21 protein-coding genes are annotated in these 26,481 nt (G+C 41.9%); 8 read left to right on the top strand and 13 right to left on the bottom strand.

Annotated features, from left to right (window positions below):
• The first annotated feature begins 657 nt into the window (after positions 1-657).
• Complete coding sequence (locus DLM75_RS22490; protein WP_118970757.1) at positions 658-5,103, top strand: PAS domain-containing protein; 4,446 nt, start codon at positions 658-660, stop codon at positions 5,101-5,103.
• Between the two features lie 265 nt (positions 5,104-5,368).
• Here the strand turns inward: DLM75_RS22490 and DLM75_RS22485 are convergent, their stop codons facing one another.
• The 8 genes from DLM75_RS22485 to DLM75_RS22450 form a co-directional block, all read right to left on the bottom strand.
• Positions 5,369-6,100: a sulfite exporter TauE/SafE family protein gene (locus tag DLM75_RS22485; RefSeq protein WP_118970756.1), complete on the bottom strand. Its 732-nt coding sequence runs from the start codon at positions 6,098-6,100 to the stop codon at positions 5,369-5,371.
• A complete protein-coding gene (locus DLM75_RS22480; protein ID WP_118970755.1) occupies positions 6,100-6,900 on the bottom strand; it encodes an SDR family oxidoreductase in 801 nt (266 codons plus the stop codon). The genes DLM75_RS22485 and DLM75_RS22480 overlap by 1 nt, the downstream gene beginning before the upstream one ends.
• On the bottom strand, positions 6,887-7,864 hold the full coding sequence (locus tag DLM75_RS22475) for an NAD-dependent epimerase/dehydratase family protein (protein ID WP_241548024.1): 978 nt from the start codon (positions 7,862-7,864) through the stop codon (positions 6,887-6,889). The genes DLM75_RS22480 and DLM75_RS22475 overlap by 14 nt, the downstream gene beginning before the upstream one ends.
• Positions 7,865-7,911: 47 nt before the next feature.
• On the bottom strand, positions 7,912-8,808 hold the full coding sequence (locus DLM75_RS22470) for a bile acid:sodium symporter family protein (RefSeq protein ID WP_118970754.1): 897 nt from the start codon (positions 8,806-8,808) through the stop codon (positions 7,912-7,914).
• A 189-nt stretch (positions 8,809-8,997) separates the two neighbouring features.
• On the bottom strand, positions 8,998-9,600 hold the full coding sequence (locus DLM75_RS22465) for a TetR/AcrR family transcriptional regulator (RefSeq protein ID WP_158586510.1): 603 nt from the start codon (positions 9,598-9,600) through the stop codon (positions 8,998-9,000).
• Positions 9,590-10,996, bottom strand: coding sequence for a flavin-containing monooxygenase (locus DLM75_RS22460; protein WP_118970752.1), 1,407 nt, complete (start codon positions 10,994-10,996; stop codon positions 9,590-9,592). Before DLM75_RS22460 ends, DLM75_RS22465 begins: the two co-directional genes overlap by 11 nt.
• A 659-nt stretch (positions 10,997-11,655) precedes the next feature.
• Positions 11,656-12,045, bottom strand: a complete 390-nt coding sequence (locus tag DLM75_RS22455; protein ID WP_118970751.1) for a response regulator — start codon at positions 12,043-12,045, stop codon at positions 11,656-11,658.
• Positions 12,046-12,159: 114 nt separating this feature from the next.
• Positions 12,160-13,869, bottom strand: coding sequence for an EAL domain-containing response regulator (locus tag DLM75_RS22450; protein WP_118970750.1), 1,710 nt, complete (start codon positions 13,867-13,869; stop codon positions 12,160-12,162).
• Positions 13,870-14,157: 288 nt separating this feature from the next.
• On the opposite strand from DLM75_RS22450, the gene DLM75_RS22445 reads away from it, so the two are divergent.
• The 3 genes from DLM75_RS22445 to DLM75_RS22435 all read left to right on the top strand — a co-directional run bounded on the left by DLM75_RS22445 (position 14,158) and on the right by DLM75_RS22435 (position 17,993).
• Positions 14,158-15,768, top strand: a complete 1,611-nt coding sequence (locus DLM75_RS22445; protein ID WP_118970749.1) for a peroxidase family protein — start codon at positions 14,158-14,160, stop codon at positions 15,766-15,768.
• Positions 15,769-15,870: 102 nt separating this feature from the next.
• Positions 15,871-16,830 (top strand): YjgN family protein, encoded by a 960-nt coding sequence (locus tag DLM75_RS22440; RefSeq protein ID WP_118970748.1) that lies wholly within the window; start codon positions 15,871-15,873, stop codon positions 16,828-16,830.
• A gap of 5 nt (positions 16,831-16,835) precedes the next feature.
• On the top strand, positions 16,836-17,993 hold the full coding sequence (locus tag DLM75_RS22435; RefSeq protein ID WP_118970747.1) for a M48 family metallopeptidase: 1,158 nt from the start codon (positions 16,836-16,838) through the stop codon (positions 17,991-17,993).
• Here the strand turns inward: DLM75_RS22435 and DLM75_RS24520 are convergent.
• Positions 17,986-18,156, bottom strand: a complete 171-nt coding sequence (locus DLM75_RS24520; protein ID WP_167731806.1) for a hypothetical protein — start codon at positions 18,154-18,156, stop codon at positions 17,986-17,988. The two genes, DLM75_RS22435 and DLM75_RS24520, sit on opposite strands and share 8 nt — an antisense overlap.
• A 154-nt stretch (positions 18,157-18,310) precedes the next feature.
• Here DLM75_RS24520 and hisC point away from each other — a divergent pair, with 154 nt between their 5' ends.
• Complete coding sequence (gene hisC / locus DLM75_RS22430; protein WP_118970746.1) at positions 18,311-19,414, top strand: histidinol-phosphate transaminase; 1,104 nt, start codon at positions 18,311-18,313, stop codon at positions 19,412-19,414.
• A gap of 581 nt (positions 19,415-19,995) precedes the next feature.
• Entirely contained in the window at positions 19,996-20,166 is a 171-nt protein-coding gene (locus DLM75_RS24340) for a hypothetical protein (protein ID WP_158586509.1), read from the top strand.
• Here the strand turns inward: DLM75_RS24340 and DLM75_RS22420 are convergent, their stop codons facing one another.
• The 4 genes from DLM75_RS22420 to mutL form a co-directional block, all read right to left on the bottom strand.
• On the bottom strand, positions 20,167-21,438 hold the full coding sequence (locus DLM75_RS22420; RefSeq protein WP_118970744.1) for a replication-associated recombination protein A: 1,272 nt from the start codon (positions 21,436-21,438) through the stop codon (positions 20,167-20,169).
• Complete coding sequence (locus DLM75_RS22415) at positions 21,435-21,662, bottom strand: hypothetical protein (RefSeq protein ID WP_118970743.1); 228 nt, start codon at positions 21,660-21,662, stop codon at positions 21,435-21,437. The genes DLM75_RS22420 and DLM75_RS22415 overlap by 4 nt, the downstream gene beginning before the upstream one ends.
• Positions 21,663-21,724: 62 nt before the next feature.
• Positions 21,725-22,345 (bottom strand): YqaA family protein, encoded by a 621-nt coding sequence (locus tag DLM75_RS22410; RefSeq protein WP_118970742.1) that lies wholly within the window; start codon positions 22,343-22,345, stop codon positions 21,725-21,727.
• Positions 22,314-24,104 carry a DNA mismatch repair endonuclease MutL gene (mutL, locus tag DLM75_RS22405; RefSeq protein ID WP_118970790.1) on the bottom strand — a complete coding sequence of 597 codons (1,791 nt, stop codon included), beginning with the start codon at positions 24,102-24,104 and terminating at the stop codon, positions 22,314-22,316. The genes DLM75_RS22410 and mutL overlap by 32 nt, the downstream gene beginning before the upstream one ends.
• Before the next feature lie 544 nt (positions 24,105-24,648).
• On the opposite strand from mutL, the gene DLM75_RS22400 reads away from it, so the two are divergent.
• Entirely contained in the window at positions 24,649-25,635 is a 987-nt protein-coding gene (locus DLM75_RS22400) for a sensor domain-containing diguanylate cyclase (RefSeq protein WP_118970741.1), read from the top strand.
• Between the two features lie 27 nt (positions 25,636-25,662).
• Positions 25,663-26,481: sensor domain-containing diguanylate cyclase (locus DLM75_RS22395; RefSeq protein WP_147456693.1), on the top strand; the 819-nt coding region annotated here is incomplete at its 3' end.

The following is a 26,481-nucleotide window of genomic DNA, read 5'->3' as shown; positions in this document are numbered from 1 at the left end:
GCAAACTGAGACCCGCGTTCTCCAGCAAACTTACAAACAGTTCATTTCCGGTGAGAAAATAGAATTGCAAAGAAATGCCTTACCCAATTCGAAAAGAAGAATTAAGATAGAATGAATTTGGAAGGAGACTGAAATCTGAAAATCCAAACTGAGTCTCTCAATGAAATCGGAAAAAAGAATCATGAAATTTTATTTAAGACATAAGCAGGCTTTGAAGTTTTCTGAGGACTCACCTCAAAAGAGTAAAACCAAATTCTTAAATCCAATTGTAACAATGAGAGTTTCCTTCCCGATTTCGATCCAGGAGCGGTCCGCGTCATTTACGATCCTCCAAAAAAAAGGCGTATCCTTGTATTTGGAATCGATAGAAGCCGAAATGGAAGAATTGTCGGAGTTCCGACGCAGGAACGCTTTTTACTTGCAAAATAATGAATTTATGATACAGCAATGTCTCCCGATTTTTCCCGCCACCGCTCCCCACCACCCAAGATCAGGGTGGGGCGCGCGCCTTTTTCGGGATTGTCGTGGTTCCGACGGATTTTTCTTAGGGAGCCGATTCCTTTTTGATCGAGTTTTGCAAAACCGGGGGCAGAATGAATTATAATTTTTTAATGTTCTTTCGGTCTAAAGCTGGAAACGAAGTCGGGAATCGATCGTATGAGTAAGGATTTCGATTCTCTTGAACGTTTAAAAAAAGAATTAGAAGATTCTAAACTTCAAATTCAAAAGTTGGAATACGCGCTTCGAGAGAATGAATTCTTAAAGAACTCCCTCCAAAAGGCGGAAAAAAGAATTTCTCAAATCATAGAAAATTCCCCGGACGCGATCGTAATTCTAAATATGGAAACCGGAAAATTTCAATCCGTAAATCAAAGAGCCTCGGATCTTTTCGGTTATTCACTGGAAGAATTTCAGACGATCGGCCCGATCGAAATCAGCCCTTACCTTCAAGAAGACGGAAGATCGAGCGAAGAGTCCGCGATCGGTTATCTCAAAAGAGCAAGTCAAGGCGAGTTAGTCACCTTTGAATGGCTTCACAAATCCAAAACCGGCGAAATCATTCCCTGCGAAGTACGATTGATTTCTCTTCCGGGAGAAAGTCTTTTGATTCGCGGAAGTATTCTCGACGTTCGCGATCAGAAAAAAATCAAAGACGAACTCAAAGAAAATCAGAAACGTCTGGAATCGGCGATCTACGGAGGAGAACTCGGACTTTGGGAATGGGATATTCCGACTAACGGAAATACGTATAACGTCTATTGGGCGGAGATGCTTGGATATTCTCTCAACGAACTTTCGCCTCACATAGACACTTGGAAATCTCTGATTCATCCAGAAGACTCTCCGATTGCGGAACAAGCGCTTCAACGATATATAAACGGAGAATGTCCAGTCTATGAATGTGAATTCCGTTTAAAATGCAAAGACGGTTCTTGGAAATGGGTTCTCACCGTGGGAAAATTTCAAGACTACGATTCGAACGGTAAACCTCTGAAAATGTATGGTATCCACGCGGATATCAATCGTAGAAAAATAACGGAACAAGAATTGAAGGAAAAGGAAGCGGCGCTTTCCCGTTCCCAAAAGTTGGCTGGTCTCGGATCCTGGGAGTATAATATTTCGAGCCAAGAAATGCACGTTTCGGAATATCTTGGAAAAATTTACGAATCGGAGAATCTCTCTTCGAAAGGAATCTTCGGTCTTGAAATCGTTCACCCGGACGATCAGACACGGTTTCAAAATTATTTCCAAGAGGCAATTCTCAACAAACATATTCGAGAAATAGAATATAGAATTTTAACACCATCCGGAAAGACAAAAACTCTTCTCAATCAGAGCGAATTGATCGAAAACGAAAAAGGAGACGTAGTTAAAATTATCGGCTCGATTTTGGACGTAAGTGAAAAAAGAAAAAACGAAAAACTTCTTCAATATCGACTCGGTTTTGAAACTCTTACCACCAAAGTCTCCAGTGAAATCATCAATCTACCCTCCCATGAAATTCCGAAAACGATCCAAAGGGCCCTTGAAAAACTCGCGTTGTTTCTCAACATGCAACGAGGATCCATCGTTCTTTATAACGAAGATTATACGACCAGACAAGTGATCTACGAATGGATTCATCCGAGAGCATCAATTCAAAGGGAGAATCTGCATCGGATCGAGGAAATCGATCCGAATAGCTTTCTCACAAGCGAAATGAGAGCCGGAAGAATCGCGAAAATCGAAAAAAAGCGAGATCTTCCATTGCATTCAAGATCGGATCAGGAACTTTTTATTCGAAATGGCTTCGAGTCCTATCTCGCAATTCCACTCATGATCGGCGGAATTCTAAAAGGAAGACTCGGCTTCGGTTCGGAAAGTATCGGAATCAAAAAAGAACAGGATCTCGATCAACTTGAAAATCAACTCCTTAGAAACTTCGCGGAAATTATCATCAACGCTCTTGAAAGAAAACGAGTGGAAGACGAATTAAAACAGGAACGGGACTTGCTTTCTTCGATCACCGAAAACAGCGCCACCTCAATTACGGTTTTAAACACGGAAGGTAAAATCCTCTACGCCAACAAAAGTTCCGAATACGTTTTGGGAATCAAGAATACGGACATCACTTCCCGATCGTATAACTCACCGCAGTGGGAAGCAAGATCCCTCGATGGAACGGAATGGAAAGAGGAAGACCAGCCATTTACACAGGTTATAAAAAGTGGCGCACCGGTCTACGATATACGTCACGCGATCGTAACGGAGAACAAAGAAATCAAATATCTTTCCGTAAATGGCTCTCCCGTAAAAAATGAAAAAGGGGAAATTCAATCCCTCGTTTTTCTTGTTACCGATATCACGGAGAATGTTCTAAAAGAACGCGCGCTCAAAGCAAGCGAGGATCGATACAGAACAGTAGCGGAACAAACGGGAAGTATTGTCTACGACTACGACATATCCACCGGAAACGTAACTTGGGCCGGGGCCGTGTATTCTCTTACCGGATTCAAATTAGAAGAATTCCAAAATTTTAATATAGATAAATGGATCGAATTCATTCATCCGAAAGATTTGGACCGTGTTCTCCGTGAAATGGAAGAATCGATGGCGAAACATACGAAGTTTAGGTCCATCTATCAGTTTAAAACGAAACAAGAACGATACATATTGGTCGAAGACAGAGGAGTTTTCCTCTATGACAAAAACAATCAGCCGTTCCGAATGATGGGAGCGATGATCGATATCGCCGAAAAGAAAAAGGCGGAGGAGATGTTAAAGGACAGCGAAGAAAGACTTCGTCTCGCTCTGAACGCCGCGAACATGGGAAACTGGAGTTGGGATATCAAGGAAGACAGAATCACTTGGTCCGAAAAAGCCTTCCAGATATTTAGGACCCAGCCTTCCGAATTCAAAGCCAACCTTCGGGCTCTCTACCAGCTAACACATCCCGATGACAAACCGCTTCTCGAAAGAACGATTCAAAATCTCTTAGCCGGAAAAAATCCTGGAGACGACTATTACTTTCAACACCGATTGCTCCTTCCCAACGAGGAACTCGCTTGGATCGAAGCGAAGGGAAAACTCTACAGAGATAGAAATTCTCAACCACTTCGCCTCGTGGGAACCGTTACGGATATCACGGAGCGAAAAAAAGCGGAGGAAGAACTCAAAACCTCCGAAATGAGATTTCAGACATTCTACCAATTCTCCAACGAAGCGATCATTCTATTAGAAAAAGGCAATATTCTTATCAACGACTCGAATCCTGCCTTTCAAAAACTTTTCGGATATTCCGCAAGCGAAGCTACCGGACTCAATTTGATACGTCTTCTCTCAAGAGGTTCTTTGAAGGATCTGAGAAAAAGAAACTTTTCGCTCGGAGGTAAGGATTCCATAGAGATCGTCGCAAGGAAAAAAAATGGAAACTTCTTTCCGGCAATCGTAAGCCTTCGAACCTTTATCAATAAGGGCGTTGAATTTTACTCCGTCAACGTCATCGATACGACTCCGTTTAAGGAAGCCGAAGAACTCCGAATCGTAAATAACGAAATTAGGGTCAGAAACAAACTCATCGAAATTCAGAAAACGGAATTGGAACATACTCTTGAGAATTTAAAAAAAACACAATCCCAGTTGATCCAATCCGAAAAAATGGCCGCACTCGGACAATTGATGGCTGGGATCGCGCACGAAATCAACAACCCGATCGGTGCCGTACAAGCCTCAAACCAAAACATACAAGAATGCCTCAATCGATTTCGATCCCTTCTCCCCGATGTTCAAATCGCGATGGGATCGCTCAATGCAACTCTAAGGGAACTATTCGCAGAATTCATAGAAATGGCTATTTCCGGAAACGAACATTTCACCGGGATGGAACAGAGAAACCGAAAAAAAGGGATCGCCAGCGTATTAGAATCCCATAAAATACCTGCTCGACTGGCCGTTTCCTACGCCGACACGTTAGTCGATATGGGCATCGGAGAATTACCTGAAAAATTCGTACCCCTTCTCCTTTTGGATCAGTCGGAAATGATCTTAGAATATTCCTCCTTGGAGTCCTATTTTTTTAGGAACACAAAGACGATCCAAATCGCGGTAGACCGTATTTCCAAAATTCTCTACGCACTCAAAAACTTCTCACACTTCGATATCGCAGGGGAACGAATCCTTGCGTCGGTCAAGGATACGATAGAAACCGTTCTTACGATCTATCACAACCAGTTAAAAAAGGGCGTGGACCTGCGAAAGGATTTCGAAGAAGTTTCTCCGATTCTTTGTTTTCCGGACGACCTCCTCCATATCTGGACCAATCTGATTTACAATTCTTTGCAGGCGATGCAGTTCAAAGGAAAAATCACAATTCGACTCAAGAAACTTAAAGATGAATTGATGGTAGAAGTAAAAGATAACGGACCAGGAATCCCATCGGAAATTCAGGAAAAGATTTTCGAACCGTTCTTTACGACCAAAGCTCCCGGAGAAGGAAGCGGACTCGGTCTCGATATCGTAAAAAAGATCGTACAAAAACACGAAGGAAGAATAGAACTGGAAAGTGTTCCGGGAATGACTTCGTTTAAGATTTACCTTCCGATTCTTGCCGAAAACGTACTTTAGAAGTTAGCCGATTTTTTTTTGCTTCAAAATAATTTTTTTCCATACTTCAATGCTGATTTCGATTTCAGAAGAAACCGGAACAATTATATCTATACCATAAAACGGAAAGGGAACTCTCTTAAGAATGTTCGCTTGTGGTTGTCCTTACGAAACCCGTCTTTACCGGAATGCAAGAACCTTCTCCTTTACATTCTTTCAAAATAAGAATGCCGTGCTACAGATTTACAAACGCGCTCTTCAAGAAAAAGCGAAAGAGTCGAGGTTTTTATAAAAGAAGCGCGATTCCAGCAAAGAGGAGCAAACCATACACGACGATCTTAAATTTTTCTTCCGGAATCACGTGGTGGAGTTTTTCGCCGGTAATAATACCAAGAGGTATTAGAATCCAATAATATGACAACATTTCTAAATTCTTGGCGTTATAGAGACCCTTAAAAAAATAAAGAACGCTAAGGGTAGAATTCAAAATCAACCAAACGCAAGAGAGCGTGACCCTAAATTCAGCCTTACCTTTTCTCAAACCTGACAAAGCATAGACTAAAATTGGACCTCCGGATGCATAGATACCATGCATTACGCCGGCGGCGATGGTACATACCAGCATCCACCAAGTCGAATGCGGTTTTATTCCACCTAACTTTGGTATTAGTCTAAAGATCAATTCCCTAAATGAAACCAGAATGATAAAAATGCCGAACGCACTCTTTAAGTAAGTATTTGTCAACTGGAGAAATATCCCGTATCCTAACAAAAATCCCAACACCATCCCTGGAAGAATTTTTCCAAACAAAAGGGCTGGATCAATTTTTTTATAATATCTGCTTACAATATAAACTCCAAGAATTATATTCAAAGGCGCTAATACTGGAAGTAATTCCGGAATAGGAAACAAAAAAGAACCGAATGTCACTGCAATCACGATACTTCCGAATCCGGTAATCGTTTCGATCGTATAACACAAAAATATGATCAAGCCTAAAAGAATAAGAATTTCCATCACAGAAACTCCGATTGTGTATTTTTTTTCATAATCCAAGTAAAAAAATTCGGAAACAGTCGTGATAGTAAATAAGATAGTTTTGCGATTGGAGATAGTACAATTCGTTTTTTCCTCTTCGCAACAGATCGAAATATGTTTTTTGCGACGACTTCAGGAAGCAAATGACTACCGATTGTCGGCTTGTCTCTGGTTAATTTTTTACCATCCCCATCCATTGTATTTTTATCAAAGAGCGTTTTTACAAATGCGGGGTAAACTAAACAAACGTGTAATTCGGGTTCTAACTCGGAACGGATTGTTTCAAAAAAACCGGATAACGCATGTTTAGAAGAAACATAACCTGTCCTGCCGTATAGAGGTGAAAATCCTGCTACGGAAGAAATCCCGATTAAAGATCCTTTCCCCTTGACCAAATGTGGAATTGCCGCATGACATAAAAAGACGACTGAGTTGAAATTAATGGACATTACCTTTAAAATTACTTCCGGATCGGTGTTTTTAAAAAGCGACCGATGGGCAATGCCGGCGTTACAAATTAAGCAATCAAGCCTTCCAAATCGCTCGACGGTTTCTCCAATCCAAGTTTCACAGCTCTCTCTTCTTGTTATATCGAACTCACTGGATAATATCCGGTTAGAATTCAATTTATTTTGGGTCAGTTTTTGTGTCATCATAGCGCCGTCTATATCGCATAGGCTCAGATCCCAACCATTATTATAAAATTCTAATGCAGATTCAAAACCGATTCCACCTGCGGCTCCGGTGATAGCGACTACTTTCCGTTCATTTTGTGACATCGTTATTTTCCAAATAAAAATCTAAGACTTCGCTACTTGATCTTTTGGGTACATACCCGAATTCTTCTTTTAGATTCCGATTTGATAATACGGGTCTATATCGTAAAAAATTTACCTGATCGGGTCCATATTGAGTGAGGTGTAATTTCTGCAAAAACCACAAAATCGTTTTGATGACGATCGCCGGTATTGGTAGGTAGATTTTATTGATTCGTGCCGCGATTTCTCTCAGAGGTATCGCCCCGTCGCCTGCTAAATTATATATACCGTCTTTTCTCGTGATTAAACCTTGCAGGATTATGCTGGAAACGTCTTCGTCTTCAATAAACACGAACGGTGTCTTGCTTCCTACGATTCCGATGATCACGGATTTTTTGAAAAGATCGGTTATTTGATTGTTTACGTTTTTACCTAAGATTGTCCCGGGACGTAATATTAATTGTTTTAAGTGCGGGGAATCATCTCTATATTTAGAAAGTAATTCTTCCACCTCTCTTTTATGAGCGGAATAAGCGAATTCTTCATTCCCTCTAATTTCATCCGTTTCGACAATCCACTCAGGATTATTTTCGTAATATCCGTACGCCGCTCCGCTACTTGTGACAATAATATAATCGGTTTTAGCTTTTAAACACGCATCCAGTAAATTTTTGGTTCCTCCTATATCTATTTCATGCTGAGTTTCTCGACTCATTTTTCCGATAGGATTCATAACCGAAGCGAGGTGCACTACCGAATTTATATTATTATTTTTTAATACATTTTCAATTTCCGGAGATCGAACGTCCATTTTTTTGTATTCGAAGTATTCCGGAAACTCCCCGATTTCATCCCGCAATGATTGAATCAGATCTGAAGATTCAGACACAATGTCTAATCCGATCACCCGATTTGGACGATCAATGTTTAGGAAAATTTTTCTTAAAACTGCCTTCCCTATAAATCCGAAGGCGCCGGTAATCAATATGTTTTGATTTTTTAAGGAATTCAATCAACGATCCATAGAGGAACCTATTCGATAGGTCTCTTATTAAAAATTTTTGCCAAAGTAAGTCCGGATATGATATGCCAAACACCCCACCACGCGGCCACCAAAGCCATACCACCAAGGCCTCCGAAAAAATCAAAAATCAGTGTTAATCCTAATCCGGAATTTTGGATTCCCACTTCGATTGCGACCGCTCTGGAATCATATTCCGTTAACCGGAATATCTTGGAGGAAAAATAACCGACAGCAAATGCGACCGAATTCTGAACAAACACCGCAAAAAAAACTAAGTGAATATATTTTCTAAAATTTTCAAAGTTCGCGGTCAGCGCCAAACCAATAAAAACGATGAAGAAAATAATCGATGCATACTTGAAAGATTTTTTAATTTTTTGAGTCAGCTGGGGAAGCTTGTGGGAAAAGAACAACCCCAATGCAAGCGGTATACCGAGGATTAAAAAAACGGTGATCACCATCGAAAAAGTATCCAACTGAATTTCTTTCAAAATCTTATCCGTTCCCGGAGTCAATGATCCCCAAAAGGCAATATTGAGCGGAGTCATCACGGTCGCCAACGCAGTCGAAATGCCTGTCATACTTACCGACAAAGCGGTATTTCCCTTAGATAAGTGAGTGATAAAATTTGATATGTTCCCGCCAGGACAGGCCGCGACCAGAATCATTCCTAAGGCAATCGAGGGTGCTGGCTGAATGATTTGCACTAAGATCCAAGTGCTAAAAGGAAGTAAAATGAATTGAGCGATCACGCCTATAATGGGCGCTTTCGGTTGCTTCCAAACGCTATAAAAATCTTTCAACTTTAAATCTAAAGCTACACCAAACATGATGAATGCTAAAACTACGTTTAATGCAATTAAACTATATGGGTTGAAATTTAAGTGTATTGTATCTATATCCACTTTTTCTCCTTTTGGAACGCCTTTAATTTCCGTTAACTTGCCATTTAGTCAATGTTTATATGAATCACATTCACATAAAAACATCTCTCCGCCGATGGAAACGACCAATAAAGTATTAAGACAGAAAACTCTTTAGGTCGTTTGAAATCATTTTCATAAGTCGGTTTTCGATTTGTTTTTGTCTATTTGTTACTTACGACTCGTTTTTTGAACATTCTGAATACCCAATAATAAGGTATCGATACTTTTTGAAATTAATTCGTTCAATTCAATACCCACTACTTTTAGATTATTACGGGTTTGTAAAGTCAAAACGCCGTCTAGAGTGGCCCAAAAAGTGTATGCCGTCGTCCAGGGATTTACTTTCCTGAATTCACGGGTTTTTATTCCATCTTGGATATTATTTTTTACTAATCTAAGAACCCTAAGTGTCTTTTTGTCGATCAACTTGCTGATCCTACTTCCTCTTTCCCGTAAGTCGTTATCTTGTAATGTCACCATTACGATAATCTGATAATATTCCGGATTCTTTTTATAGTAATTACAGTAGGCGAGAGACAACTCTCGCAATGCATTTCCCCTTGTTTGCTTGATCGATTTTTTAACGGCGTCCATCAATTCCCTTCTCAAGCCGTCGATCCCGATATTTAAAAGGGTTTTGAAAATTTCAATTTTGCTCTGATAATAAATGTAAAACGTCCCGGTGCTTAGCCCTGCATACTTGGTAATGTCTCCGATCGTTGTTTTTTCATAACCGAGTTTGCAAAACTGCTTCATCGCGCTATGAAGCAACTTTTCTCTTCGTTTCGATTTGTCCTTTTGATTCCTTGCTCTCTGACCTTTCATTTAATTCTTTATTTAACCGTGAAATTTTTTGACGAACCGTATTGCGATAAGTATCCCTTTCTACGTAATAGGCCATCCTGTCTAATTTTATATAATGGAATCCGCCGCTTAGGTCTATGTTTCCGTGCGACTTTTCTTCTACTAATTTTCTTGCTTCTTTTGTATTTTCTTCTAATCCCTTTATAAATCCCGCGACCATTTCGGCCTGCTCATATCTTCCTTCCCATCCGATCCCGGATGCTTCGACCATACCCATAACAAATAAATTGTTATATACCGGATGAAACGTATTCAAATACAAATCGGGAGCGGCTCCTTTCCAATTTAAGTAAGTCGGACTTATGAATGGATAATAGAGTTTATATCCCGTCGCATACAATATGAGATCAAATTCTTCGGATGTTCCATCCTTGAAATAAACGGTCTTTCCGTTGAATTTTAGAATATCCTGTTTGATAGCAATGTCGCCGTGTCCTAAATGATGCAATATAAGAGAATTCACGATCGGATGACTTTCATATAATTTATGATCCGCCTTTGGAAAACCGTATTTTTCCGGATCCAAGGTGAACATGCCCAATATAATAGAATCCACTTTTTGTTTTGCCCAGGCTGGGAGTTTAAATAGACCGCCTAACGTATCCGCGGGCTTTCCAAAAACATATTTTGGTACGAAGTGATAGCCTCTTCGTACGCTCATCTTTACTTTTTTTGCGTAATGAATCGCATCGACGGCAATGTCACATCCGCTATTCCCGGCTCCTACGATGAGGACTCTTTTCCCTTCGAAAATTTTCGGACTTTTGTATTCGGAAGAATGCATGATCTTGCCGGAAAATTTTCCCGGATATTCGGGGATATTCGGATGATGAAGAGTCCCCGTCGCGATCAGAATCCCCTTATAAACTGCGGAATCGCCATTGTGAAATTCTACTAACCAGTTTTGATCAACGGCTGTTACATTCTTAACCTTTGTATTGAATTTATAATATTTGTATAAATCAAATTCTTTCGCGAAGTCTCGAAAATAAGTCGCCAACTCCGTGTGCGAGGGATATTCCGCAACGGATTTCTTCATCGGAAATTCTGCGAATTCAGTCATTCTTTTTGAAGATATAAGATGAGCCGTTTCATAGACGGTACTATGCGGATTTTCGATGTCCCATAGTCCACCAACGTCTTTATACCCGTCCACTCCTTCAAAAGGAATATGATATCTCTGAAGGTTTCTCGCCGTAGCAAGACCGGCCGGACCGGCGCCGATAATTAAGAATTTTTCACTCTTGTCCTGCGGCTTACGTTTTGATCCGGTTTTTTTGATTTCAGGCTTAGCGTTCGACATAGAATTCCTCTCGAGGGCCAATCTATAACTCAGACCGAATTAATGTCAACAAAATAAGTGAATGATATTCATATATATTCGAGGCACGCATCTTTTGAACTAGATTTTTAAACTATTTGAGGAAACAGGTGTTCGGCGTCATCGTTCGAAAAACGTATGAAAAAGAACAGACTTGTCTTTCTAATTTTTCAACCTGTATGAATCTCTGCAGGTTAATCTAGGATTGATTCCCGGAAAGAGAGAAAGAGAATATGGAAACGAGTTCGCGTTATAAGAATCGGGGTGAATTGATAATTCATGCCTGAACGCCATTGTGCATTTCGGGCGATCCAACCTCGAATATGCTTTTGATACGCTTTTTTTACGAATTCCTATTTCGAAGTGATCCGCGAAACTCAACTGGACCGGGATGAGCGGTCTATAATGCGACCAGACTCTTTTCTACCAATAGTCGTGGATAAATTTTTTAGTTTTTTTTCTCCATTCTCGCCAAAGTAAATTTGGTTCCGATGATTCTTCTTTGATGCTTTCAATACAAATTGGAGAGATCCGGTCTTTTGGTGGAGACGGAAAATGTTCGATTGGTTTTTATATAGGAATCTAAACCTTAACCGAAATGGAAGACGTGTTTCGGAAAAGCGCTAACGCGAAGACGAATCTTATCCCTGTAATGCGGTGGTGATCGTTGAAACCAATTCTCTTTCATCCCAAGGTTTTTTAAGATAAGAGCGAAGATTGATTTCCTTTTTTAACGCTTCAATGGAGGAATCGTCCGCGTGACCCGTAACGATCACTTTCTGGATTTCAGGATATTTGCTGTGAACCTGTCTTAAGAATTCGTCCCCTTTTACGTTCGGCATCAACCAATCGGAAATGATGACCAAAATTCGGACGTCTTCGTGAACCAGCTCTTCTATGATTTGCCAAGCCTCACCGGCGTCTAACGCCGTTTCGTACCGGTAGCCGTCTCCAAGATGACGTTTCACCTGAGATTTCATGCTCATAAGAATCAGAGCTTCATCGTCTACAAAAAGAATTGCCTTATCCAACTGAGGTACTCACCTATTCTATTCGACTCGCCTAATGAGAAAAAAACGCAAGGGGTTACACTATTTGGAAAAAAAATAATGGCAAGTCAATTTTGAAAAAAAGATCGACCTCTTTTAAAGCGAAACTTTTGGAACCGGAAGAATTTCGGGAGAAGGTTCCATGATATAATAACCCTGACAATATTCCACCCCAAGGGATCGAACCGTGTCAAATTCTTCTTTCCCAGCGACGAATTCCGCGATTACCTTCGCACCGATACGATGTGCCATTTCCGTCATTGCAGAGGTAAGAAGCAAAGGAGTCCGGCTCAAGTGAATCCCTTGGATGAACTTGCCGTCGATTTTGATAAAGTCGGGATCGATCTCCATCAGTCTTTCGAAATTGGATTGATCCACCCCGAAGTCGTCTATGGCAATTTTACAACCGCATTCCTTCAGCTCTTTGATCGTTTCCAAACCCCGGTCGCCTCCGGTAAGTCGATCCGTTTCTAAAATTTCGAGAGTCAATCGTTCCGGAGGAATTCCGTAGTGTTGAAGACGACTCATCACCCAAAGTGTGAACCCTTTTTTTTCCAAATCGGATTCGGAAATGTTTACCGAAAAGGAATATTCGGGATGTTTTGAAAAGTAACGAAGTGATTTTTCGATCATGATCGGAGTTAAACGTCGAATCACTCCGGTGGATCTCGCAATGGAGATAAAACTCGCGGGAGAAAAAACTTCGTTCCCTTCTTGAATTCTTGCGAGACATTCGAACTTTGTAATCTTCTCCAATTTGTTGTCGTAGATCCCCTGAAAAAAAGGAATCACATTACCGGCGTTAATCGCGTCGTTGAGTTTTCTGCCCAAAACAAGATTGATTTGATACTGATCCCCTTCTTCCATCGAGTTTGAATACTGCATCAGCTCAAGTTCCCTGTTTTGAGCCGCATTCATCATCGCGATCCTCGCTTTATAGTATAACGCGGAATAGTCGGTGGCCACTCCTATGGAAACGTTGACTCGAAAAGAAATTCCGTCCGCTTCCAGATATTCCGATCGGAGAAGAATTCGGAAGGCGACCAAAAGAGAATGGAATTTACTTTCTTCGAGGTCGGAAAGAACGGCCACTTCGTCTTGATAAAGATGGAACAATCTCCCCGACTTTCCTAAAAACGTCGAAAGAAAATTTAAGAATCGGTTGAGAACCTTATGATAGACGCCGACGCCGAAATGATGCGTGGTCGAAGTGGAGGATTCGATTCGAATCACGGATAAAGTGGAAGGAATTTTTCTACCTTCCTTTTCCTCCAATTCCCTACGCAGACTTTCTAAATTGGGGAGATCCGTTTCCCTATCATACAGAAGCGTCTTCTCCAATTTCTGATTGAGGTCCAAAAGAGAAACGTCTTTGAAATACGATTTGAGCGCCTCTCGAATCGTAAGAATCAAATCGTTGGAGTCCCAAGGTTTAGAAAGATAACGATATAAATTCGCGTGATTCAAAGCGTTTCCTACGGCGTCGGCCGACGCTTGGCCGGTAAGCATGATCTTACGAATGTCCGGATTTCGATTGTGGATTCGAATGAGAAGTTCATCACCTTTCACACCCGGCATCACTTGATCGCAGATCACGACCGGAATGTCGATCCCGCTCGCCATATATTCTTCCAAAATTTCCCAAGCGGACTCCGCATCTTCGGCCGTCTCGATATCGTATTCTTTTCCGAACGCGAGTTTGAGTTGTTCCTTGAGCCCTCTCAGAATGATCAATTCGTCGTCGACCAAAAGTATAACGGGTTTAGAATCTCCGCTTTCTTTCTTAGGAATTTCGTTTCCGTTCATTCATGATCCTAAACAGTGGTTCGTTTCACATCGTATCTTCGGGATGGAAAATATTTCATCGGAAGAATGATTCTGAGATATCGATCCCTTTTTCACCTTCTCAATCTAAAAAAGAATCGAAAGATTTCTCGTCCGTTCCATTCCTAACTCGCGTTAGTTTGTTCTATGGACGAAGGCTCAAACCAAATCTTCAGAGTTCTTCTATTTGACAACCGGGTCTGTAATTATACTCTTCCCCGTAGAACGCCAATGATTTTTTTCTATTCCTTTAAAATCCGGAAGGTTTGAATGCTCCTTGTTAATTTTGAGAACGAAAGAGAAATTAGTTTACCAGAAAATTCCTCGGCTCAGAGCCTGTTAGAAATCAGTTTATCGAACGGAATTCCTCACACTCACGCATGCGGTGGAAATGCAAGATGTTCCACTTGTCGTGTTTTAGTTTTGGAGAATCCTTCCAATCTTTCCGAACCGGAACAAAAAGAAAAGGATCTGTCTCAAAAGAAAGGCTTTCCGGAGGCAGTTCGACTTGCGTGCCAAGCCAAGGTTCTCGGCGACGTTCGAGTAAGAAGAATCGTGTTGGACGACGAAGACTACAATCTAACGATTCCGGGTTCGACAGCGGTCTCCGGTGAAGAAAAAGAAATTGCGATTCTTTTTAGCGACATCCGTGATTTCACCAGTTTTTCGGAATCGCATCTCCCATACGATGTCATCCACATTCTCAATCGTTATTTTTACAAAATGGGAGACATCGTTTTAAAACACGGCGGTAAGATCGACAAATACATCGGCGACGGACTTATGGCCCTCTTCGGAGTGGACGGAGGTTCCGCCGAAGAAATTTGTATCAGCGCTTTGCGCGCGGCGAAAGAGATGGAATTGGAACTCTATTCTCTCAACGAATATCTGAAATCCCATTTTCACATTTCCTTTCGAATCGGAGTCGGACTACATTACGGAAGTTGTATATTAGGACAATTGGGACATCCGGCTAACATGTCTTTTACGGCGATCGGAGATTCCGTAAACATGGCGAGCCGAATCGAATCAAAGACAAAAAAGGCAGGAGCTACCGTTCTCATTTCGGAATCGTTCTATCAACAAGTGAAGGATCGAGTTCGAAAAGGAAGAATCTTCTCCACCAAACTCAAAGGAAAAACGGGAGATTACAAACTCTATGAAATCCAGGAGATTCTAAAAAAAGCGAGTCTCAATACTTGGGAAGAAGCGAGAAACTATCTGCGAAAAATCATTCTCGTTCGGGAAACAGGGAGTTGGTTAAAACTAGTCTATCATCTTTCTTGTCTCTTTGACGAAGATGAAAACTGGTTGGGACTCAGCGCCGCAGTGAGCTTTCAAAACTTTCGATCCCTTCCCGAAAACCAGGACATCCTTTCCAATTTGGATCGGTTGATCGAGGCCAAAGAAAATTTCTTCCAAAAAAACGGAACCTCTTATTCTCTCGCCGACTTCTTAGCGTTAGCCGGCGCGGTCGCTCTCGAAAAATCGGGAGGTCCAAGAATTGCAGTCTCACCAGGAAGGACGGATCAGACGATCTCCCCGGTGAAACAAATTCTTCCATTGGCAATGTTGACTCAAAAAGATCAGCTCCCCTGCCTTGGAAAGATGAATCTCAATGTGAAAGACTTGGTCACGATCTCCGGAGCTCGTACGATCGGTTGGTTGGGAGCGGAATCGTTTACCGCAAATCCGTATTATTTCGACAATAGCTATTTCCACGTCCTTTTAAAAGCAGGCCTGGAAGGGCCGCTCTTAATTCCAAACGATCGAGAACTTTTAAAAAACGACGAGTCGAGAGCGCTTGTTTTAGAATACGCACTCAATCAAAACAAATTTTTCGAGGATTTTAGCGGAACGTATTTGCGACTCACGGCTTAGACATTCCCTCTGGAAATTTTTTTCTTGAACGAATCGGATTCTTCTCTAACTTGATCGATCAACCCTATTCCACTCTTACGTATAGGATTTTAGGAGATAGAAATGCAGAATGAAAATCAGAAATTCTCGACCGACGCGAAGGGAGAAGAACTTTTTCTCATCTATTTAAAGAATATTTTTTTTACCATCATTACTCTTGGAATTTACTATTTCTGGGCAAAGGTGAACACGCAAAAGTTCGTGCATAGACACGTTCTCTTTCAAGGCCAACGTTTCGATTATCACGGAACCGGAAAGGAGAATTTTCTAGGTTTTCTAAAGGGATTTGGACTGATTCTTGCGGGAACGATTCTCGCTGGTGGAATCTATTATATCGCTTCTCTCATCGGCGCTTGGGCCAGGTTTATCGTCATCATCGCAGTCTATTTGGGTTTGTTATACGTTATACCTTACGTCTCCGTCGGCTCCAGAAGATATTTCCTGAGCAGAACTTCGTTTAATAATATTCGATTTCGATTTAACGGAAAGGTAAACGAACTGGTGAAGGTTTTTATTCCCGGAGCGCTTCTTTCGATCGTTACGTTAGGAATTTATTCCGCTTGGTTTATCAATCATCTGGAAAAATTCTATATCGAAAAATCCCATTTAGGGAACGCAGACTTTCAATACGAAGGGAACGGGAAAAAACTATTCTTTATCTATCTCAAAGGAATCTTCTTTACTCCTTTTACTGCCGGTATTTATTTCTTCTGGTTTCACGCAAACGTTCATAACTATTTCTGGAATCACACCAAATTTCAAGGAATCTCTTTTCGTTCCGAACTCAAAGGTGGAAGCGTATTCCTAAATTCTCTCATCGCGATCTTTCTTGTATTTTTCACTCTCGGCATCGGAGTTCCTTGGGCCTATCTCAGAGGATTAAGAATTCTACTTCAATCCTTATCGTTAGAATCGGCTCCCGATCTTTCTTCGATCCAGAGCGTAAGAGATCCGAACGCAAGCGCTTTAGCGGACGGACTTACCGAAGCGAGCGATGCAATCGGAAGTATTTTCGGCAACTAAAAAGGATGCCCGATCTTTATTACGACGGTAATTCTGCCTTACCGGTCTCGGGAGTTCTAACTCCGAAAGAGACCGGTTTGGTTTTCCAATCCTCGGATTCCCCTCCAAATACATTCCATTTTTCTTATACTCAAATTCGATCCTTGGAAAAATTGGGAAACGAATTTAGACTCGAACTAAAAAGCGAGGAAGAAGGATTCGATTTGATTCTTACGTTCGAATCCAAAGAAAAAGCGAAACAAATCAAGAAGAATCAATACAAAACGTTTGGAGACGGATTCGGAGGTTTTTTATCCAGATTTTTGCAACTTCCGAATTTATACCAAATCGTTATCGCAGGATGTTTAGCCTTTGGAATCGGATTTCTATTGTTTACGAAACTAGATCGACTGTATGTATTTGTTCCGGAAACCGCGGACAAATCCTTAGGGAACCTAATCGGCGATCGTTTCGAAGCGAACTACTCAGAATGCAAAAATCGCAAACTCAAATACGGAATCGAAAAAATAACCAAAACCATTCTCCCCAAAAAAAGAAAAGGGCAACACGAAATTAAAATTCTGAGGAGCGATGATATCAATGCGTTCGCTCTTCCAGGAGGCAAAATTTATCTCCTCTCCGGATTGATTCAAGAATCGGAAAGTCCGGAAGAAATCGCCGCGATCCTCGCGCATGAAATTTCCCACGTCGATCAAAGACACGGAGTCCGCCAAGTCATACGGCTTTTGGGAATTTCCGTCGTAATCAAACTGGCGATCGGACTCGGCTTTGACGATATCGGTTCCCTGGAAACAATTACGGAAATTGTGAACACGCTCACGATTCTAAAATATTCCAGAGAGTTTGAAGAGGAAGCGGATCAAAACGCATTCGAAATTCTCAAAAGATCGGGAGTGGGAGTGAAAGGGTTCATCGATTTTTTTGAAAGGGAAGAAGCCAAAAAAATCTCCGTTAAAAAAGAACGGAACAAAAAACACCCCAAAGAGGAAGAGAAGAAGAATTGGGATCCGGCGAAGATCTTAGATTGGTTGAGCACACATCCGGATAATCAAAGTAGAATTCAAAGAGCAAAGGATTTTTCCAAAGGTCTCAAAACGCAAAGACGAGAGATTCAAATGGAAAATTGGAATCGGATAAGAAAGAGTTGTTCCGAATCTACTTGATTTCATCCAAAGGAAAGAATTCTTTTACAGTGTTCCCTAACGCGCGATCGAAATTTGCGAAGGAATTTAAAATTTCCTGAAGTAATGCTTCACCGTTCTTCAGGTCGTAGGAAGTAAGCGGTGTTGCTTCGAGAAGTTCTTGTTCTAACTGCGTATCTTTCATTGTCGTTCCAGATTTTAAGTGATTCGGTTACGTTAAGATTAGAGGGAAAAAACCGATAAAACCAACGGCGAAAAATATTTTTTTCCAAGACGAGATCTGAAATTCTTCTTAAATCGATTCCCAAATTTTTTTGCTCTCAAAAGTATGGGAGAAGATGGTCCAGTTTCAAACGATACTCAATTCTCTTAAAAGCTACGAAGCAGGAAAACCGATCGAACTCGTGGTTCGCGAATTCGGAATCGATCCGAAGGACGTGATTAAACTCGGATCAAATGAGAATCCGTTCGGTTGCGCTCCCGCGGTTATCAAAGCAGTACAAGACTTCGCTTCTAAGATGTCGTATTATCCGGACGATTCTTATCTGGACTTGAAGAATGCACTCGCGAGGAAATTCGAAGTTACGCCGGATCGGATCATTCCTGGAAACGGAAGCGATCAAGTTTTGGATTTTGCCTGCAGATGCGTTTTAGGAGTGGGTGATTCCGTCCTAATCAATCGAATCACATTTGCGATGTATCGCATCTACGCGCTTCAGTGCGGTGCAAAGGTCCATTCAACGGAAACGGTTCCTCATGACTTGGATGCATTCTTAGATCTCGCCAAAATCGTAAAACCCAAAATTCTATTCTTATGTACTCCGTCAAACCCAGTAGGAGACGCCCTTTCCAAATCGGATGTCTACGAATTTCTTCGGAGACTTTCACCCGAAACGTTAGTCGTCATTGACGCGGCCTATATGGAATTCGGAAAACAAAAGGACCAAAACAAGTTCATTCCGGCAAAAGAAGTAACGGATTTATTTCCGAACGTTTTTTTTACGGGTACATTTTCCAAGGTTTACGGCCTTGGCGGTATGAGAATCGGTTACGGAATCGGGAGTTCGGAGTTGATCAAGAATATTTACAAGATGCGTCCACCCTTCAGCGTGACCAATCTTTCGGCGCTCGCCGCCACCGAAGCCTTAAATAACGAAAGCCACGTCGAAAATTATCTCAAGAGCAACTTGGAAGAACTCGGACGTTACGAAAAATTCGCGAACGAAGAGAGTATAGAATTCATCGATTCGTACGCGAACTTTATTACATTCTTTGCAAGGAAACACGGAAAGTCTTCTACGGAAATTGCGCAGTCGCTTTTGCGAAAAGGAATCATCTTGAGAGATTTGAAAAGCTACGAACTGAACGCGCTTCGAATCACGATCGGAAGACCCGAGCAAAACGATAAGGTTTTGGAGGCTCTAAAAACGGAATTCATATAAGAATTTCATAATTTTTGAAGTCGATCGATTCACAATTTCAGAGTCCGAATCGCCGGAGGGAATCCCTTTCGCTCCCGAGACGAACGCAACCTAAAAAAAATCCGTCGGAACAACGACAATTCCTCCGTAAAAGTCGCGGGCCCCACCCTAATCTTGGGTGGAGGGGCGGGTGGCGGGAAAGTTCGGAAGATTTTGCTCTATCAGAAAATCATAATTTTGCAAGAGGAAAACTTGCTCTTTTCTTTTGTCGGAACTCCGACAAATTTCCTTTCGGGAAGATTTACTTTCAAAGAACATTTTCACGGGTAGATACGCTTTGAAAGTTCGCAAGGATCGTAAATTTGGAGTTTGGACGTCCAGGTTTCAAAAGAGATCAACTTTGGAATTCCATTCTTACCGATCTCCACCCAAAACAATTCAAACAGAACTTGGAAAATGACGGGAGAGGTCTTCGAAAGAACGAACAAAACGAATTTGTAATCGAAACGCAATTCTCCCTTGAAAAAAAGGGTTTAGTATTTTCTCAAAATACACGAAACGAATACTAAACCGAAAAGGTCTTACCCTCAAAAGGAGGAAATATGTTCAACTCAGAAGCAAAACAAAAACAAACGAACTCCGCAGTTCAAAGAAGCTCTCTTCAACGAACCGGCGAACATCAAATGCAGAAAAACGAAAAAGAAACCAAAGACAATTTTTTAGAAACTACGAGCAAACAATTTAGAATTCGACCCGAGCTCTACGACAAATAATCAACTTCCCTTCTTCCAAGCCGATTTTTCCCAAACCTTTTCCAGATATTCTTTGAGTTTTAACTCCATTCCGTTTCCGGTCGGAAAGTAAAAACGCGGAGGTTTCTCTGCAATCTCATCCGGGAAATAATTTTGTTCCTTAAATCCGCCGAAATCATGCGGATATAAATAACCCTGAGAAGCTCCTTCTTTTTTATGAAGAAAGGTAGGAGCGTTTCTCAGACGATTCGGAATTTTGATTGCAGTTCCGTGTTCTCTCACGAAGGACAAAGCCGCTCCGATTCCCTGATAACTCGCGTTCGACTTCGGACAAGAAGCAAGAAACGTAGTAACGTGTGCGAGAATCAATCTTCCTTCCGGCATCCCGATCGCCTCGAGCGCGTGCAAACCGGAAACGGCCAATGGCAAACCGTTCACCGATGCGTTTCCGATATCCTCGCTCGCGAGAATGATCAGTCTTCGCATAATAAAAAGCGGATCTTCTCCGCCTTCGAGTAAAACGGCAAGGTAGTATAACGCGGCATCCGGATCGCTTCCTCGCACCGACTTGATAAAAGCGGAGATGACGTCGTAGTGTGATTCTCCACTCTTATCGTATTCGATCACCCTGCTCTCCAGATATTCTTCGATATCCGCTTTTGAAATTTCGGATTCGGGAGGGAAACTAAAACTGATTCCTTCCAAGTTGGAAAGAAGTTTTCTCCCGTCCCCTCCGGAGAATCGAATGAGAGTTTCTTTCGCTTCGTCGCTGAGTTTGATCGGAGGTGAAAGATTCGAGAGACCTCTTTCTAAAAGCGAAGACTGTTCTTCCAAACTCAAAGGTTCTATTTTAAGAATCTGGCATCTAGACAAAAGAGGTCTTGTGATTCGGAACGCAGGATTCTCGGTCGTAGCTCCGATCAGAACGAGATGACCGGTCTCCACACCTTTTAAAAGGCTGTCCTGTTGCGAAGCGCTGAATCGATGAATCTCATCCAAAAAAAGAAGGATGGTTCCTTCTCTTTCCGCTCTTTCCAATAATTTTTTGATCTCGGCGACTCCGGTGGAAACCGCGTTGTATTCCACGAACGGAAGATTCCATCTTCTACAAAGAATTCCGGCTAACGTCGATTTGCCGGTTCCGGGAGGACCGTAGAGAATGATCGAAACCGGAGAACGATAATTTACGAGTTGTTTGGTGGCACGGGATTGTCCGATCACTTCCTCGAAAGAGGAAGGACGAATCTTATGCGCTAAAGGAGGAATCGGTTTTTTTGTAAAGAGGTCGCTCAATTGGATTCCAGTTCGTTTCGAATCTTTCGAAGGCAAGTTCGGATCGTCGCATTGCAGACGTCGCAGGCGCTGTGACAACAGACTAAGGATTGTTCTCTCACGTTCCCCTGAAGAATATTTTCGATCAATGCCGAAATGCGAATCGGAAGATCGAATAGATTCAAGTTTTCGCGAATGACTTCTTCTCTCGTTTTAGGAAATAAATTGGGTTGATTGGTTTCCAAGAATTCGACCTTGATTGCAATAGATTCTTCTTATCATAAGACTGCTGTAAAGAGCAGATGGTTTACATTCCGCCCCCGACCCAACCGAATTGGATCAGATAATAGAATACTATAAACCGAGGAATTCGAAAAAGACAACCCTGAAAAAAAAGAACATATCTCATTTTCATCGCACCCGCCGCGAGAGAAACCCAAGAATACGGAAGCGGTGTCAGAGCCGCCAAAACCACAGCCCAAAATCCGTAACGATGCAAGTAGTGTTCTAACTTTTGCTCGTGCTTCTTTACAAAACTCGCAACACCTTGGATCTTTGGGAGAAGAATTCTGCCGGTAAGATAGGAGATTGTTCCGCCTATGAGGCTTCCGATCGATGCGGAAACGATCACCAAAATGGAATTCAATTTACCGGCGACTGCGATCATCAAGAATACGTCGGGCGGAATAAAAACGTGTAAGGAGTCCGCGAGAAGAATTCCGATTCCGACGCCGAAAACACCCGTGATTTCGATAAACTTCTGTGAAACCGCAAGGACCGGTTCCGGAAACACTCTCGCAAGAAAAACAACTCCCAAAACGAGAATCACGATTCCGACTAACGTTTGACGAAATAATTTACGAACGACTCGATCCGGTTCTTTTCCCGGAACTTCTTCATTTTCTGTGGAACATTCTTTCGAGGTCATCTCTGCTCAACTTAACTAAGGTTGGTCGTCCGTGAGGACAACGGGAAGGATTTTCACAATAACTCAATCGGTTCAAAATTTCGGCGAGAATCGGATCGGAAAGATGATCTCCTTTTTTGATCGCCGAACGACAAGCCACACATTTCGCCATCAAATCGTATAACTCCGGTTCGCTGGATTCCTTTCCTTCGGTTCGGTTTAAAAAATCGAGAATAATTTCTTTTTCCTGGCCCGGCTCCATATAAGCGGGAATTTCGCGCAGTACGACGCTGTCCTCTCCTAAGGCGTCCAAGAATATTCCAACTTCCTCATATTCTTTTCTTCGATTTAAAATGTCTTCCTGTTCCTGTTTGGAAACGTCGATTCGAATCGGAGTCAGAAGAGGTTGGATTCCGTAATTTTTCTTTTCGAGTTTTCTCAAAACTTCTTCGTAACGAATCCTTTCGTGCGCGGTGTGCTGGTCGATGATATAAAAACCGTCCTCCGCTTCCGCGAGAATAAAGGTCTCAAACAAAACGCCGAAATGTTTTTTCGGAATAAAAGAAGAATGTTTTACGACGTTGTCCGTCAGAGCGTTCAGAGAAGCCCCCGGTCCCATCCGATCCAAATCAAAACCTTCCTGACGAGGAACGTCCGCAAAAAGTTCCCTGCTCAAAAGAGGACTTTGTCCGTTTCCCGCCGGAGAATGCGCTTGATAAAGAGAACTGCTTTTGAACGTATCGGAGGTTGGCCTCAAAAGACGTTTTTTTAATTCTAAAAAACTAACCGGAGTACTGGAACGAAGTTCCTTTTGTATGAGCGTTAAGAAGAATCCGTTGAATCCTTCTTCGTCCAAAAAACGAATTTCCTTTTTTGCCGGATGAACGTTGACGTCGACTCTCGAAGGATCGATTTCAAAAAATAAAAAACAATACGGATGACCGTTCGGTGGAAGGAGTTCGTCATACGCTTTTTTTAAGAGGACCGAACTATATTTGATCTCGATCGGACGTCCGTTGATAAAGATAAACTGACCGGTTCGATTGGACTTATAAAAATCCGGATCGCTGATATAACCGAAAGCTTTGATTCCACCTCGATCCAAACTTACTTCCAAAAGATGATCTCGGAAGTTTTCACCAAAAAGATCGATGATTCGATCCTTTTTGTTTTCTCTCGCGGGAAGCACATAGACTTCCTTTCCGTCTTGGAACAAACGAAAACGAATGTCCTCTCTCGCCAAAGCTTGAGTCGTAACACGGTCTCGAATTTTTTTATCTTCGGAACGAATTGATTTAAGAAACTTTCTTCGAACCGGAGTATTGAAGAATAATTCTTCTACAAGAATTTTTGTTCCGGTAAAACCGGGAATTTCCTCTTTTTCGGAAATTTTACCGCCTATGGATTGAATCTTCCACGCAGTCTTTCGGTCCTTCGTCCCACTTTCCAACGTTAGGCGAGATACGGAGGCGATGGAAGCGAGCGCCTCCCCTCTAAACCCATAACTCAAAACGTTTTCCAGATCTCCGTAGTCTTTGATCTTACTTGTGGCGTGTCTTTTCAGGGCCGGTTCCAAGTCTTCGGGATCGATTCCGGAACCGTTGTCCGTGATCCTCAATAAGGAAAGGCCGCCGTCTTTGGATTCGATATCGACTTGTGTCGCTCCGGCATCCATGGAGTTTTCCATGAGTTCTTTTACGACGGAATGTGCCGACTCGATGACCTCGCCTGCGGCGATTTGATTGATGAGTTCGGGACTTAGTTCTCTGATTTTTCCCATGGACTTCATTCCAGTCTCGGGAAGGAAAGCGCCGCTGTCAAGGACGGGAAGCCCTGGAATTCTACATTTTTCCGACAACCTAGTCCGGAAATTCAGATCCTCATTCCTTCCTGCAAAAGAACTTTCAGTCAAAATTCTACAGAGTTCAAAAAGAATACCGAGATATTAAATATTCAAATTACCATTTGATAAAAAACGTTCATACAAACAGAACGACCCGTTCTAACGATGAATGAGCGGTCCTTTCTTGTTATAACATTATCTATTTTATTTAGATATATTATATAATTCAGATATACTATTTTTCATTAAATCCTTGTAGCGTGGACGGATTCATTTTCTTTTCTCGTAAGGATTGTTTTTCTATCGACGTCCATTCCAGGAAGAGATGGTTTCAAAATTCTTTAGATCGGTTTTCCGATTTTTAAAAAATCAAAAGATTGAATCTCTCGAATTGATTTTGAAATCAAGAAACGGTGGCTTCTTTAAAACCCACAAAAAACACCTTAGAATAGAACGGATGAGGAAATATTAAATTAACAAAATGAACTTCGAACACGAATATAATTTAGAAAAGTTTGTAAACAATTCTTTGGATCTTATTTCGATTCAGAGATTGGACGGAACAGTCATACAAGTGAACCCTTCTTTTGAGAGGATCTTAGGTTGGTCTGAAAAAGATCTTCTTGGTAGTAATCCGTTTCACCTCTTACATCCGGACGATTTGGATTCTACTCTGAAAGAAATTGAAAAATTAAACCAGGGAATTCCTACGCTTGCGTTTCAAAATCGATTTCGATGTTCCGATGGAAGTTATAAATTCTTCGCATGGACTTGTTATCCGGACTTAAACGAAGGTTTGTTGTACACTTCCGGTCGCGATATCACGGATCTTGTGGAATCCAATCGAAAGATCAGTCAACTTGCGGCGGAACTCAAAGAAGCAAACAATCGGCTCTTTGAACAAGCTTCGACCGATCCTCTTACAAAACTCAAAAATCGAAGAGCCTTCAACGAAGCGCTTCACTATCTCATTCATCTTACTCTAAAACAAGAAAGCCAAATTTCTTTGATGATGATCGATGCAGATCACTTCAAAGCATTCAACGACCAGTTCGGTCATCCGGAAGGGGACCAGGTCTTAATCCAATTGGCTTCTCTTCTTTTGGAAAAAGCCGGAAGGGAAGACATTGTCGGTCGTTTTGGCGGGGAAGAATTCATCGTTGCATTACCGAACACTTCAGCCGAGTCGGCCCTTGGAATCGCGGAAACTTTCTTACATGCAGTTCGAGAGTTTCCCTGGGAGAAACGAAAGATCACGATCAGCATCGGAATTTCAACGTTTCCATTCGATTCTTCTTCGTTCGGCGAAAAAATGGATTTGCAAAAACTTCTCATCGCAAATGCGGACAAAGCTTTGTATCACTCGAAGGTCAACGGAAGAAACAGGGTGACGCACTATTCCTTCCTGGACCCGAAGGAGATTCTTCCCTGTCCTCAAACCAATCCGAAAAATTCCCTTCCGGATTGATCCGGTTTCTATTTGAGGACTTTGACGATGACGTATAACAACGAATACAATCTCGAGAAATTCTACAATTATTCCTTAGATCTTTTCTCCATCCAAAGGATGGACGGAACGGTGATTTCGGTCAATCCGGCCTTCGAAAGAATACTGGGTTGGTCGGCGGAAAATCTCCTCGGTAAAAATCCTTTCGATCTTTTGCATCCGGAGGATGTCGAGGAAACCATACTAGAATTTTCCAAACTCAATAGTGGAGTTCCAAAAGCTTCCATTCAAAATCGACTGCGTTGTGCAAACGGCAACTATCGCTATCTTTCGTGGACGGGCTTTCCCGACCTCGAATCCGGTTTGGTTTATATCACGGGTCGCGATATCACCGATCTTGTAGAGTCCAATCGAAAGATCAGCCAACTCGCCGCAGAACTCAAAGTAGCAAATGATCGATTGTTTGAACAAGCTTCCACGGATCCGTTGACTCAACTCAAAAACAGAAGAGCCTTCGGCGAGGAACTCCAGCGTCTCCTCTTTCTCATGCAAAAGCAGGAAAGCCAAATTTCTTTGATGATGATCGATGCAGATCACTTCAAAACATTCAACGACCAGTTCGGTCATCCGGAAGGGGATCAGGTCTTAATCCAATTGGCTTCTCTCCTTTTGGAGAACGCCGGAAGGGAAGACATTGTCGGTCGTTTCGGCGGGGAAGAATTCATCGTTGCATTACCGAACACTTCAGCCGAGTCGGCTCTTGGGATCGCGGAAACTTTCTTACGTGCCGTTCGAGAGTTTCCCTGGGAGAAACGAAAGATCACGATCAGCATCGGAATTTCAACGTTTCCATTCGATTCTTCTTCG

The organism is Leptospira stimsonii (genome assembly GCF_003545885.1).
Lineage (GTDB): Bacteria > Spirochaetota > Leptospiria > Leptospirales > Leptospiraceae > Leptospira > Leptospira stimsonii.
The sequence above is the reverse complement of the archived record's forward strand: the minus strand, read 5'-3'. Positions and strand labels throughout refer to the sequence as shown.